Source organism: Micromonospora marincola (assembly GCF_056150385.1).
In genome coordinates this window covers 25,387-38,544 of the sequence record NZ_JAXCFT010000011.1, presented here as the reverse complement: position 1 = coordinate 38,544, position 13,158 = coordinate 25,387, and the positions used below count along the sequence as shown (strand labels likewise).

14 protein-coding genes are annotated in these 13,158 nt (G+C 73.7%); 13 read left to right on the top strand and 1 reads right to left on the bottom strand.

The window, feature by feature from the left end; all coding sequences use genetic code 11:
- Window position 1: 1 nt before the first annotated feature.
- The 13 genes from SM450_RS21790 to SM450_RS21730 all read left to right on the top strand — a co-directional run bounded on the left by SM450_RS21790 (window position 2) and on the right by SM450_RS21730 (window position 12,339).
- Window positions 2–592, top strand: coding sequence for an RNA polymerase sigma factor (locus SM450_RS21790; RefSeq protein ID WP_474621601.1), 591 nt, complete (start codon window positions 2–4; stop codon window positions 590–592).
- Window positions 589–1,077, top strand: a complete 489-nt coding sequence (locus SM450_RS21785) for a peptidase associated/transthyretin-like domain-containing protein (RefSeq protein ID WP_474621600.1) — start codon at window positions 589–591, stop codon at window positions 1,075–1,077. Before SM450_RS21790 ends, SM450_RS21785 begins: the two co-directional genes overlap by 4 nt.
- Before the next feature lies 1 nt (window position 1,078).
- Window positions 1,079–3,601: a CHAT domain-containing protein gene (locus SM450_RS21780; protein ID WP_474621599.1), complete on the top strand. Its 2,523-nt coding sequence runs from the start codon at window positions 1,079–1,081 to the stop codon at window positions 3,599–3,601.
- Between the two features lie 166 nt (window positions 3,602–3,767).
- Window positions 3,768–4,001 carry a hypothetical protein gene (locus SM450_RS21775; protein WP_474621598.1) on the top strand — a complete coding sequence of 78 codons (234 nt, stop codon included), beginning with the start codon at window positions 3,768–3,770 and terminating at the stop codon, window positions 3,999–4,001.
- A 91-nt stretch (window positions 4,002–4,092) separates the two neighbouring features.
- On the top strand, window positions 4,093–5,277 hold the full coding sequence (locus SM450_RS21770) for a radical SAM protein (RefSeq protein ID WP_474621597.1): 1,185 nt from the start codon (window positions 4,093–4,095) through the stop codon (window positions 5,275–5,277).
- 114 nt (window positions 5,278–5,391) lie between these two features.
- A complete protein-coding gene (locus SM450_RS21765) occupies window positions 5,392–6,435 on the top strand; it encodes a Rieske 2Fe-2S domain-containing protein (protein WP_474621596.1) in 1,044 nt (347 codons plus the stop codon).
- Window positions 6,432–6,638 (top strand): hypothetical protein, encoded by a 207-nt coding sequence (locus SM450_RS21760; protein WP_474621595.1) that lies wholly within the window; start codon window positions 6,432–6,434, stop codon window positions 6,636–6,638. The genes SM450_RS21765 and SM450_RS21760 overlap by 4 nt, the downstream gene beginning before the upstream one ends.
- Window positions 6,635–7,588, top strand: a complete 954-nt coding sequence (locus SM450_RS21755) for a PDR/VanB family oxidoreductase (RefSeq protein WP_474621594.1) — start codon at window positions 6,635–6,637, stop codon at window positions 7,586–7,588. Before SM450_RS21760 ends, SM450_RS21755 begins: the two co-directional genes overlap by 4 nt.
- A 30-nt stretch (window positions 7,589–7,618) precedes the next feature.
- Window positions 7,619–8,389 carry an IclR family transcriptional regulator gene (locus SM450_RS21750; protein WP_474621593.1) on the top strand — a complete coding sequence of 257 codons (771 nt, stop codon included), beginning with the start codon at window positions 7,619–7,621 and terminating at the stop codon, window positions 8,387–8,389.
- 96 nt (window positions 8,390–8,485) lie between these two features.
- Entirely contained in the window at window positions 8,486–9,412 is a 927-nt protein-coding gene (locus tag SM450_RS21745; RefSeq protein ID WP_474621592.1) for an SDR family oxidoreductase, read from the top strand.
- Between the two features lie 38 nt (window positions 9,413–9,450).
- Entirely contained in the window at window positions 9,451–10,332 is an 882-nt protein-coding gene (locus SM450_RS21740) for an amidohydrolase family protein (RefSeq protein WP_474621591.1), read from the top strand.
- A gap of 17 nt (window positions 10,333–10,349) precedes the next feature.
- Window positions 10,350–10,802, top strand: a complete 453-nt coding sequence (locus SM450_RS21735; RefSeq protein ID WP_474621590.1) for a MaoC family dehydratase — start codon at window positions 10,350–10,352, stop codon at window positions 10,800–10,802.
- Between the two features lie 13 nt (window positions 10,803–10,815).
- Window positions 10,816–12,339, top strand: coding sequence for an acyl-CoA synthetase (locus tag SM450_RS21730; RefSeq protein WP_474621589.1), 1,524 nt, complete (start codon window positions 10,816–10,818; stop codon window positions 12,337–12,339).
- Here the strand turns inward: SM450_RS21730 and SM450_RS21725 are convergent.
- Window positions 12,263–13,150, bottom strand: coding sequence for a PaaX family transcriptional regulator (locus tag SM450_RS21725; protein WP_474621588.1), 888 nt, complete (start codon window positions 13,148–13,150; stop codon window positions 12,263–12,265). The two genes, SM450_RS21730 and SM450_RS21725, sit on opposite strands and share 77 nt — an antisense overlap.
- Window positions 13,151–13,158 lie beyond the last annotated feature (8 nt).

Genomic DNA, 13,158 nt, shown 5'->3' with positions numbered 1-13,158 from the left:
CATGTCCACGGTGTCGGGAAGCCCGGTGGACCGCGCGACCCGGCTCGGCGACTGCCTCGACCGGGCCCGGGCGGGCGACCGGGGCGCCCTCGACGAGGTGGTCCGGGAGCTCAACCCGTTGCTGTGGCGCGTCGCCCGCGCCCAGGGTCTGAGCGCCGAGGAGGCCGCCGACGTCGTGCAGACGACCTGGCTGGAGCTGGTACGCGGACTGCACGCCATCCGGTCCTCGACCTCGCTCGCCGCGTGGCTGGTGACCACCACCCGCCGGGAGTCCTGGCGGGTGCGTGGGCTCGCGCAGCGGCAGGACCCGCACCCCGCGGCGGACTTCGAATCCTCGCCCGACCCGGATCCCGGCCCGGTCGACGTGCTGCTGTCCGAGGAACGTGACCGGGCGCTGTGGCGGCACGTCGCGCGATTGCCGGAGCGGTGCCGGACGCTGCTGCGGATCGTCGCCCACGTCGATCGTCCCGACTACGCGGCGGTGGCCGAGGTGCTGGGCATGCCGCGCGGCAGCATCGGACCGACCCGTGGCCGGTGCCTGGCGAAGCTGCGGGAGATGCTGGCCGCCGACTCGACGTGGAGCCCCACATGACCGCCCCGCACTCCGCCGACCAACCGCTCGACGACCTGGACCAGGCGATCCTGGACCAGTTGGCCGTGGTGCTCACCCGACTCGACCCGCCGCCCGCCGATCTCGACGACCGGGTGCGCCTCGTGCTGCGCCTCGACGATGTCGACCGGGAGGTCGCCCGGCTGCGCGACGAGCACCTCGTCGGCGCGGTTCGGGGCACCGAACGGAGCCGTACCCTGACGTTCGACTCGGAGAGCCGGACCGTGATGATCACGATCGTGGACCGGCCCGACGGCCTCGTGCGGGTCGACGGCTGGCTCGCGCCAGGTGCCGCCGTGCGCGTCGAACTGCGGCACCCGGCCCCCGACCCGGCCCAGACCGCGGAGTCCGACGCGGAGGGGCGGTTCGTGCTTGACGGCGTGCCGCACGGCTTGGCGCAGCTCGTCGTGCACCCGGCGCCTGGCGAACACGCGCCGCAGGTGGTCACGCCGGCCCTCGCCCTGTGACGTGGAGCCGGCCGCGCTCGCCCGCCGGGCAGCCCGCTGGCACGCGGCGGGCGTGGCGTCGAGCGACGCCGGCCAGCCGGGTCGGGCCGCCCGGGAACTGCGGGCGGGCCTGCGGCTGGCCAGGCGCAATCCGGCCCTGCGCGAGGTCCACGTCCGGCTGTTGATCAGCCTCGCCTGGGCCGAGTCCGAACGGGGCCGGGTGGAGCTGGGCTTCCGGTTGCTCGACGAGGCCGAGGCGCTCGTGGCCGCGCCGCAGTGGCCGATCCTGCTCGGCCAGCGAGCCCTCCTGCTCAAGCGCAGCGGTCGCAACGCGGAGGCGTTGCGTCAGTACGACGCGGCCGTCGGCCGGTTGAACGACATGGCGCATCCGTCCGACCTGGTCAAGGCGCTCAACAATCGCAGCCTCGTGCACCTGGAGGCGGGCCACGTCCGGCTGGCCCGGGCCGATCTGCGACGCTGCGCCGAGATCGCCGCACGGCACGGGTTCGCCCTGCATGTGGCGATGGCGCGGACGAACCTGGGTTGTCTCGACGTGATCGCCGGTGACCTGCCCTCCGCGTTGCGCGCGTTCACCCTGTCCGACGCCGACTACCTGTCGCTCGCGCCGGGCCGGCTCGCGAACCTGGCCGTGGAACGGGCCCGTGCGCTTGTCGCGGCCGGGCTCTACCGGGAGGCGGACCGGCAACTGGCTGATGCGGTGCGGCGGGCGACGCAGCAGCAGCTCGGACACACGTACGCCGACGCGCTCCAGGTCCGCGCGGAGGCGGCCCTGCTCGCCGGCGAGCCGATCGCCGCCGGCCGGTGGGCGGCGCGAGCCCGGGCCGCGTTCCTCGGCCGGGCCAACGTCCGCCGGGCCGCTCTCGCCGCGCTGATCGAGCTGCGCGCCGACCAGGCGGCCGGTGCGGTCGACCAGGAGACGGTGGTACGGCGCGCCGGGGCGCTGGCCGGGCGGTTGACCCGGCTCGGGCTGACCGAGGACGCCCGGGTCGCCCACCTGGTCAAGGTCCGGGCGTTGGTGTCCGCGGGACGACCGCGGCGGGCCGCGGAGCAGATCGGGCGGCAGGCCGGACCACGGCGGACCGACCGGCTCGACACACGCCTGCTCTGGCACCTGACCAGGGCGGAGGTGGCGGCCTCGACCGGCCGGGCCGGTGAGGCTCGGCGGAGCCTGCTGGCCGGAGTGACCGCGCTGCACCGGTACCGCGCCCGGTTCGGCTGCGCCGATCTTCAGACGGGGGCCGCGGTGCACGGCCGCGACCTGGCCCGGGCCGGGCTTGCCGCCGCGTTGTCCGGTGGCTCGGCCAACGCCGTCTACCGTTGGTCCGAGCGAGTACGGGCTCAGGCGCTGCTGCTGCCGCCGGTACGACCCCCCGACGACCCGATCGCCGCCGGGGCCCTGGAGGAACTGCGCCAGTTGCGGCACGGTCTCCGTGAGGCGGAACTCGCCGGCCGCCCGACGCGGATCTTCCGCAGCCGGTCGGAGGAGCTCCAGCGAGTGATTCGGGAGCGGGCCTGGGCGACCCCGGGCCCCCGGGACGCGGTGCCACAGGCGCCGGCGCCGCTTGCCGCCGTGACGGCGGAGCTGGCCGGCGCGGCGCTCGTGCTGTACGTGAACGCCGGGGACATCCTGCACGCGCTCGTGGTCACCGACCGGGCGGCCTCGGTGGTGGCGCTCGGCCGGCGCGCCACGGCCGAGGAGGCGGTCCGGCGGTTGCGCGCCGACCTCGACGCGCAGGCGGGCCGCGCCATGCCCGGACGGCTGGCCGCGGTGGTCCGCGCCGCGACCCGACGGGATGCCGACCTGGTGGCCGCGACGGTGCTCGACCCGGTTCTTCCCCTGATCGGCGATCGGGAACTGGTGGTGGTTCCGACCGGGATGCTGCTGACCACGCCGTGGCACGCGCTGCCGGCGTGCGCGTCCCGACCGGTCACGGTGGCGCCGTCGGTCGCGGTCTGGTTGGCCGCCCGGCGTCGCCTACACGCCGGCGGCTCCACCGGCGGCTCGGTGGTGGTGTCGGGTCCGGGTATCCACCGGGGCGAGGCGGAGGCCCGGGCCGTGGCGTCGCTGCATCCCGGCGCGGTGGTGCTGACCGGAGCGGAGGCGACCCCGGCCGCGGCGCTCACCGCGATGGCCGGGGCCCGCGTCGCCCACGTCGCCGCGCACGGGCAGCACCAGACCGAGAACCCGCTGTTCTCCACGTTGGAGCTGACCGGCGGCCCGCTTATGGGTTACGACGTGCAGGGGCTGCGGGTCGCGCCGCGTACCGTCGTGCTGTCCTGTTGTGACCTGGGCCTGACCGACGTGCGGCACGGCGACGAGGCGCTCGGCATGCCGACCGCACTGCTCGCCGCGGGCACCGCCACGGTCGTCGCGAGCGTCGCCCGGGTCGGCGACGAGGCGGCGACGGAGGCGATGGTGGCCTATCACCGGGCGGTCGTGGCGGGCCGGAGCCCGGCCGCGGCGCTTGCCGAGGCGGCACCCGGCGACCAGCCCTCGGCCTTCGTGTGTTTCGGTGCCGGCTGAGCCGCGCGAGCTCCCTGCCGGTCCGCAGCGCCCCCGTCTGCTCGGACGGTTGAGCGGCAGCCGGTCGGAACAGAATCCGGTGGCGCGGTATCTGGCGGCGGCCCCGCCGCCACAAATGAGCAAGGCCGGCGGGAAACCGTCCCAGCCGGGGAAGGGAGCAGGACCGATGTGTGTCATTCAGGTCGGCGCCGAGGATCTGGAGAACATCCTCGCCAGCCGAGGGCCGGACATCGCCGGTGAGGAGGCCGCCGCGTGCGGAGTCCAGGTCGGGGCGCCGGAGCTGAGCCGGATCCTGGCCAACCGTAAGGCCGCGCCGCTCGCGGCCGAGGCGGCCTGCGGAATCCAGGTCGGCGCGCCGGAGAACGCCGCGTTGCCGCGCGACGCCGGTCCGGCCGCCTAGCCGGACGCATCACTCGCGGGGCCCGCCGTCCGCCGCACGGCCGGCGGGCCCCGCCGCTGCGGTACCCCACATCCCGTACGGAAGGAAAGCCATGATCGGCACTCGCCTGGACGATGTTGACGCGCCGCGCCTGATCCGCGGCGAACACGGCTGGTGGTTCATCGGGAACCAGACCTGGACTCTGCTGCGGCCCGAGTGTGTGGGGCCCGACGGTACGGTGGACGGCGACGCCGCCGGTTTCCTTCGCCGCGTCGGGGCGTTCCGGCCGCGCACACCGACCTCGTTCTCCCTGACCGTGCTCACCACCACCACCTGCAACCTCGGCTGTGGTTACTGCTTCCAGAACACCGGGCTCGACGAGACGGGTGGCGCACGTCCGCCGCGGATCGGGCGGGCCTGGCTGGACGACGACGTGATCGACCGCGTCATCGCGTTCACCCGCGACCGGATGCGTCGGTGCGAGATGGACCGCCTCTTCCTGCTGCTGTTCGGCGGTGAGCCGCTGCTCAACCCGCGCGGCTGCCTCAACCTGCTGGACCGGGCCCGCGCGATCGGCCTCGACAGGTGCGCGATGACGACGAACGGCGTGCTGCTGACTCCGAGGCTGGCGCGTGAGTTGTACGCGGCAGGTCTCAACGGCGCGCAGGTGACGTTCGACGGGAGCCGGGCGGACCACGACCGGATCCGGGTCAAGCGGTCCGGGGCGCCCACCTTCGACACCATCCTGCGCAACGTGGCCCGTGCGACCGAGGTGACCGGGCTCAACTGGAATCTGCGGGTCAATGTGTCGCACCACAACTTCGACCGGATCGGTGACCTGGTCGGTGAGTTGGCCGCCGACCTCATCCCCGACCGGTGCACCGTGACGTTCGCCTGGGTGGGCGACGCGGGCTTCGGGTACCGCAACGCCATGCGGCACCTCGATGAGGTGAGTGACGCCTTCGTGAGCTGGAGCATCGCGGCGTTGGAGGCGGGGTTCCGGATGGCCCGGCCCGGGATGAGGACCACCTGCCAGATCTGCTCGGCGCCCGGAGGCCGGTACGGCGCGGTGGTCAACGCCGACGGCAAGCTCTTCAGTTGCTGGCAGTCGGCCGGGAAACCCGGCTTCGAGGTGGGTGACATCGACGCGGGTTACCTGGACGTGGCAGGTGTCCCGGAGCGCTGGGTGACCTGCGGGTACGAGTACGAACAACCAGACCGGGCACGGTTCGACTCGTTCCAGGACCGGGTGGACGGCCGTCTGTTGGACTACCTGCACACAAGCGGTCGCCTGTGATCCTCGCTGGACACGGTCTGCCTTCCACTCAGTGAAAGCGCCGCTCCCGGTCGGGGCCAACGCGCGGGAGGATCCGGGAACACATCGACGTTCGCTCACGAGGGGGTCGACCGCATGGTGTTCGCGCGCAACCAGTGGTATGTGGCGGCCTACGGCAACGAGGTCGGGCGGGACCTGCTCGCCCGCACGGTGCTCGGTGAGCCGCTTGTGCTCTACCGCACCGGCGCCGGGGCGGCGGTGGCGCTCGCCGACAGGTGCGTGCACCGGCGCTACCCGCTGTCGGAGAGCCGGCTCGACGGCGACACGATCGTCTGCGGCTACCACGGCTTCACCTACGACCCGACCGGCGCCTGCGTCTTCGTGCCGGGCCAGCAGCGCATCCCGCGCACCGCCCGGGTCGCGTCCTATCCGTTGGTGGAACAGGACTCCCTCGTCTGGGTGTGGATCGGCGACCGGGACCGGGCCGATCCGGCCGCGATTCCCCGCGCGCCGTGGCTGGCCGATCCGCGGTACGCGGTGGTGCGGGGGATGGCGCCGCTGAACGCGCGGTACGGCCTGCTCGTGGACAATCTCATGGACCTGTCCCACGAGACCTACCTGCACGGTGGCTACATCGGCACGCCCGAGGTGGCGAACACCCCGATCACCACCGAGGTGGACGACGAGCGGGGTGTCGTCCACGTGAGCCGGCACATGGACGACGCCGAGTGCCCGCCGTTCTACGCGCGCTCCACCGGGATCACCGGCCGGATCACCAGGTGGCAGGACATCGAATACCACCCGCCCTGCCTCTATCTCCTGCACAGCCGGATCGCGCCGCAGGGCGTCCACCCGCCCGCCGAGGGCGAGGACAGCGCGGCCTTCCACGCCGAGATCGTGTACGCCATCACCCCGTCGACGGAGCACACCACGTACGACTTCTGGGCGGTGGCGCGCGACTTCGCGATCGACGACGAGTCGGTGAGCGAGTATCTCCACCAGAGCAACCACACGGTGGTCATGCAGGACGTGGCGGCGCTCGACATCCTGGAGCGGGTGATCGCGGCCGAACCGGACCGGTACCAGGAGCTGAGCATCAACATCGACACCGGTGGCCTGGCCGCCCGGCGGCTGCTGGCCCGGCTTGTCGAGTCGGGGAAGGCGGGAGCGGCGCGGTGAGCGCCCGCGCCGGGGACCGGGTCTACCGGATCCACTGGATGCCCGGCGCGGACACCCTGCGCGGGGTCTGCCACTGCGGGGCCGAGCGTGTCGCCGAGGAGCCGATCGAGCTGTGGGAGTGGCTGCTCGCCCACCCGCGTGGGCACCGTGCCACGGCCGTGCCGACGCCCGGGCCGGCGCGCCGGCCGGCGGTGCCGGTGTGACCGAGGACGATCAGGTCGGTGTCGCGCTTGTGGTCGCGGGCCGGGACCAGGTGGCTGCCGGGATCGTCGAGCTGCGCCTGTGCCGTCCGGGCGGCGGCGACCTGCCCGGGTGGACGCCGGGCGCGCACATCGACCTGGAGCTGGGCGCCGGCCTGATCCGCCAGTACTCGCTCTGTGGCGACCCGGCGGACCGGTCCGCCCTGCGGGTCGCGGTGCAGCGCGAACCGGACGGGCGCGGCGGCTCACGGGCGGTGCACGAGCGGCTGACCGTCGGTGCGACGGTCCGGATGCGCGGGCCCCGCAACACCTTCCGGCTCGTCGAGGCGCCGCGTTACCTCTTCGTCGCCGGGGGCATCGGCATCACCCCGATCCGGCCGATGGTCGCCGCCGCCGACGCCGCGGGCGCCGACTGGCGGCTTGTGTACGGGGGACGCAGCCGCGCCACCATGGCGTTCGCCACCACCCTGCGGGAGCGGTACGGCGACCGGGTGAGCCTGCGCCCGCGCGACGAGACCGGGTTGCTCGATCTGCCCGGGCTGCTGGGTGGACCCGACGACCGGGTCCTCTACTGCTGCGGCCCGGAGTCACTACTCGACGCCGTGGCGGAGCACTGTCGTGGCTGGCCGCCGGGCCGCCTGCACGTCGAGCGCTTCACGCCGGTGGCCGGCCCCGGCGGTGCGGAGACGGCCTTCGAGGTCGAGCTGGCCCTCTCCGGGCGGACGGTGACCGTGCCGGCGGGCACGCCGATCCTGCGGGCGGTGGAGGAGGCAGGCGTGTCGGTCCTCTCGTCCTGCCGGGAGGGCACCTGCGGGACCTGCGAGACCCCGGTGCTCGCCGGCGTGCCGGAGCACCGCGACAGCCTGCTCACCGAGCAGGAACGCGCCGCCGGGGACACCATGATGATCTGTGTCTCCCGGGCCCGTACGCCCCGGCTCGTGCTGGAGCTGTGACCGGCCGGCGTGGACGGCGATGATGGTGTGGTGCGCGCGGAGCCGGGGCGGTCGGTCACCAGCAAGGTGCTGGCGCTGCTCGGCGCGTTCAGTCCCGCAGTGCCGGCGCTGACCCTGAGCGAGTTGGCCCGGCGTGCCGGGCTGCCGTTGCCCACGGCGCACCGGCGGGTGGCGGAACTCGTCGCGTGGGGGGCGTTGGAGCGTGGCGACGACGGGTGCTACCGGATCGGCCTGCGGTTGTGGGAGGTGGGTTCGCTCGCGCCGAGGGGCCTGGGGCTGCGGGAGCTGGCCCTGCCGGTGATGGAGGACCTGTACGAGGTGACCCACGAGAACGTCCAGCTCGCCGTCCGGCAGGACCTTGAGGTCGTCTTCATCGAACGCCTCGCCGGACGGGACGCGGTGCCGGTGCTGACCCGGGTGGGTGGCCGCTTTGCGTTGCACGCCACGGGCGTCGGGCTGGTCCTGCTCGCCCACGCGCCCGCCGACCTCCAGGAGCAGGTGCTTGCCGCGCCGCTGGAGCGGTACACCGAGCTGACCGTGACCGACCCGGGTCGGCTGCGGCGCTGCCTCGCCGACGTGCGCCGGACGGGATACGCGGTGAGCGACCGCCAGGTCACCATGGACGCCCTCTCGGTGGCCGCGCCGATCCGCGGGCCGGCGGGCGTGGCGGCGGCGATCTCGCTCGTGGTCGCGCACGACCGGGCGGATCCGGTGGCCCTGGCGCCGCTGGTCCAGGCCGCCGGTCGGGCGCTCTCCCGGGCGCTCGGCGACTCCGGCCGCGCCGGGCGCGGGCCGACATAGACACATTGCAAAACGTTGACGCCCGGCCAGAATTTGCATTACGTTTCCCCTGCGCCGCCACGGCTCGTGCTTCGGCATCGACGAAAGGGAGCACCCATGTCACTGGACGGCAAGGTCGCCATCGTCACCGGATCGGGCCGGGGCCTCGGCCTCGCCTACGCGCGGGAGTTGGCGCGACGCGGCGCGGCAGTCGTGGTCAACGACGTCGAGGAGCAGGCCGCCGCCGACGCCGTGGCGGCCGTCGAGGCGACCGGCGGCCGGGCCGTCGCGGTGGTCGCGCCGGTCGGCCCGACCGAGACCGCGAAGGAACTCGTCGCTACGGCGGTCGAGCGCTTCGGTCGGCTGGACATCCTCGTCACCAACGCCGGAGTCCTGCGCGACACCATGCTGTGGAAGATGACCGACGACGACTTCGACACGGTCATCGAGGTGCACCTGCGCGGCACGTTCACCACCGTGCGCGAGGCGGTGCGGCACATGCGCCAAGCCGGTGCGGGCGGGCGGATCATCTGCGTCGGGTCGCCCACCGGGCAGCGGGGCAACATCGGGCAGACCAACTACGCGGCGGCCAAGGCGGGCATCGTCGGCATGGTCCGCACCTGGGCGCTCGAACTCGCGCGGGCCGGCATCACCGCCAACACCGTCGTTCCGGTCGCCGCGACCGCGATGACCGCCACCGTTCCCTACTTCGCCGCGGCGGTGCGGGCCGAGGCGAACGACGAGCCGATGCCCGCGTTCTTCCGGCACGATCTCGGCTTCGGCACGGCGGACGACGTGGCCGGGCTGATCGCGTTCCTCGGCTCCGACGCGGCGGCCTCGGTGACCGGGCAGGTGATCGGCGTGGGCGGTGACCGCCTCCAGGTGTGGACCCACCCGGAGGCGGCGCTTACCGCCCACCGCGAGGGCGGCTGGACCTACGACGCCCTGGTCGAGGCGTGGCCGACGACCTTCGCCGGCGCCACGCAGAGCGTCGGGGAGCGCTTCCCGGAACTTCCCGCGGAGTTCGCGCCGGCGACCTCCTGACCCGGCCGACCGGCCCGCCCCGACGGAGGTTGCCGCCCATGTACCAGCCCGCGATCGACCTCGACACCGTCACCGCGATCGACATGCACGTGCACATCGAGGTCGACGACCACGGTCACGCCTCACTGCCCGAACCGCTCGTCGCGGCGGTGTCGAGATACTTCCGGACGGACGGGCCCCGGCCGGCGGTGGACGCGGTGGCGCGGTACTACCGCGAGCGCGACATGGCCGCCGTCGTCTTCACCGTGGACGCGGGCACACAGTTGAGGCATCCGCCGTTGTCGAGCGTCGACATCGCCCGCGCGGCGGCCGAGCACGCCGACGTGCTCATCCCCTTCGGCTCGGTCGACCCGCGCACCGGCCCGGCGGCCCTGGACCTCGCCGCCCGGCTGATCGAGGAGGAGGGCGTACGCGGCTTCAAGTTCCACCCCACCGTGCAGGGGTTCGACCCGAGCCGCGACGAGTACGCCCCCCTGTGGGGCCTCCTCGAACGGGCGGGCGTCCCGGCGCTGTTCCACACCGGACAGACGGGCATCGGCGCGGGCCTCCCGGGCGGCTACGGCCTGCGGCTCGGCCTGTCCAACCCGATGCTGCTCGACCCGGTCGCGGCCGACTTCCCGGCGCTTCAGATCATCATGGCGCACCCGTCGGTGCCCTGGCAGGACGAGGCGCTCTCGGTGGCCACGCACAAGCACAACACCTGGATCGACCTGTCCGGCTGGAGCCCGAAATACTTCCCGGCCGAGCTGGTGCGCCACGCCAACTCCCTGCTCCGGCAGCGGGTGCTCTTCGGCACCGACTACCCGTTGCTCACCCCCGACCGGTGGCTGCGCGACGTGACGGCCACCGACCTGAAGCCGGACGTGCTCCCCGGCATCCTGAAGGACAACGCGGTCCGGCTGCTGGGCCTCGCCCGGTGACGACGAGAGGAAGCGCCATGACGACCACCATCGCCTACGACCAGCTGGCCGACCTGGCCGGCGCCGATCTCGGTCCCACCGACTACCGGACCGTCACCCAGGGCCAGGTGAACCTGTTCGCCGACGCCACCGACGACCACCAGTGGATCCACGTCGACCCCGAGCGGGCGCGGAGCGGCCCGTTCGGCGCGCCGGTCGCGCACGGCTTCCTCACCCTCTCGCTGGCCGTTCCGCTCTGGACCGAGCTGCTGGAGGTCAAGGGCGTGTCCACGAAGCTGAACTACGGCCTGGACCGGGTGCGCTTCCCGGCGCCTGTCGTGGTCGGCTCCCGGGTGCGCATGCGGGCCACAGTCGTCGAGGTCACCGAGGTCCGCGGTGGCTACCAGCTCGCCGTCGACCAGACGATCGAGATCGAGGGCGGGACCAAGCCCGCGGTCGTCGCGCGCGGACTGTACCGCTTCCACGCCTGAGCCGGGGGCGACGATGCGTCAGCACGGCATCGGCGCCTGGGTGGCCAGGCGTCGGCTCAAGTCCCCGGACAAGGTCGCCCTCATCCACGGCGACCTGTCGACCATGACGTACGGCCAGTTCGCCGACGCCGCGGACCGGGTCTCGGCGACGCTGCGGGAGCGGGGCGTCGGCGCCGGTGACGCGGTCGCCTACCTGGGCGAGAACAGCCCGGAGTTCCTCCAGGTGATGTTCGGCGCGGCCCAGCTCGGCGCCGTCTTCGTGCCGGTCAACACCCGGCTCGCGCCGCCCGAGATCGCCCACGTCGTCACGGACTCCGGCGCGCGGGTGCTCATCCACGACCCGGAGTTCGCCGGGCCGGTCGCCGCCGCCGGGCCGGCGGCCGGGGTCCGGCACGTCATCGTCACCGGCGAGGGGACCCCGGACCGGCCGGGGCTGGCCCGGCTGGCGCGGGCCGCCGCCGGTTTCGCCGGGCCGGTCCACACCGACCACCGTGATCCGGCGGCGATCATCTACACCTCGGGCACCACCGGCCGGGCCAAGGGCGCCGTGCTCACCCACGGGAACCTCACCTGGGTGGCGCTCAACTGCGTGGTCGACTACGACGTCGTCTCGACCGACGTGGCGCTGATGATCTCGCCGCTGTTCCACGTCGCCTCGCTCGGCATGGGCGCCCTGCCCGTCTTCCTCAAGGGCGCCACCATGGTCCTGGAGAAGGGCTTCGAGCCGGGCCGGGCGCTCGCCCGGATCGAGCGGCACGGGGTGACCATGCTCAGTGGCGTGCCGACCACCTACCAGCTGATGGCCGACCACCCGGCGTGGGCCGCGACCGACCTGTCGACGCTTGCGAAGCTCACCTGCGGCGGCTCGGCGGTGCCGACCCGCGTCCTCGACGCGTACGAGGCGCGGGGCCTGTCGTTCGCGCAGGGTTACGGCATGACGGAGGCCGCGCCGGGCGCCACCGCGCTGCCGCCGTCGATGACCCGCGCCAAGCAGGGCAGCGTCGGCCTGCCGCACTTCTTCACCGACGTGCGGATCACCGACGGCACGGGCGCGGTGGTGCCCGCCGGCGACGTGGGTGAGATCGAGATAGCCGGCCCGAACGTCTTCCCCGGCTATCACGGGCTGCCGGAGGTGACCGCCGAGGCGTTCACGCCCGACGGGTGGTTCCGCTCCGGCGACCTGGGTCACCTGGACGCCGACGGCTACCTCTACATCTCCGGCCGGCTCAAGGACATGATCATTTCGGGGGGCGAGAACATCTACCCGGCCGAACTCGAACAGTTGCTCGCCGGGATCGACGGGGTGACCTCGGCGGCGGTCATCGGGGTGCCGGACGAGCGCTGGGGGGAGGTGCCGTGGGCGATCGTGACCGTACGCCCGGGGGTGTCCCTGGACACCGACGCCGTGCGGGACCACCTCGACGGCCGGCTCGCCCGGTACAAGCTGCCGAAGAACGTCGTCATCGTGGACGAGTTGCCGCGGACCGCGTCGGGGAAGGTGCGGAAGGCCGAGCTGCGGGCCCGCTTCGGCGCCTGACCCCGCCGGGGGCCGCGACGAGGTCGGCGAACTCCGCGGCGGACGCCTCGGCGAGCCTCTCGTGCGTGCGGCGGTAGGTCTCCGCCGAGCGGGTGGCCGGCCACTGCGCGTCCATGAACTCGGCCGGCAGCCTCGGGTCGGCGCGCAGCAGCGCGAGCCAGTCCGCCACGAGCATCGTCCGCACGGTGAGCGCGCCGGGCGCCATCGTCGTCGCGGCCGGGTCGTCCCACACCTCGATGAACGCGAGGTGCTGCCGCCGGATCGCCTCGATGTCCCACGCCGCGCGCACGCTCTCGCCGATCGGGAACCCGTCGAGTTCGCGGGCGTGGAACGCCACCACGGAGTGCGGCGGGAGGTCCTGCCGCAGCGGCTCCAACGATCCGGCGAGGTCGACCTCGCCGGGCGCCAGCCAGAGCCCGTCCCGCAGCGGCGCGAAGCCCTCCCAGCTCAGGGTGGAGCGCAGCCGGTGCCGCAGCATCCGCTGGCCCTCGGGGATGGAGAAGGTGACAAGGGTCCACCCGCTGCCCTGGGGATCGAACGGGCGCGGCCCGCGGACCCGGTCCTTCGCCTCGCGTAGCACCGCGGCCCCGTGCTCGGTGAGCGAGAACAGGGTTTCCCGGCCGCTGCGGGCGCGGGCGAGGATGCCGCTGTGCACGAGGCGGTCGAGGGTGGCGCGGGTCGCCGGCGCGGCGACGCCGGCGCCCTCCAGCACGCCGATCAGCACGCTCGCCCGGATCGGCCCGGTGGCGCCGTCGACGACGTGCTCGCCGAAGAACGCGAGCAGCAGTTGCTTCGGCTGACGACTACGCACAGCCCTCC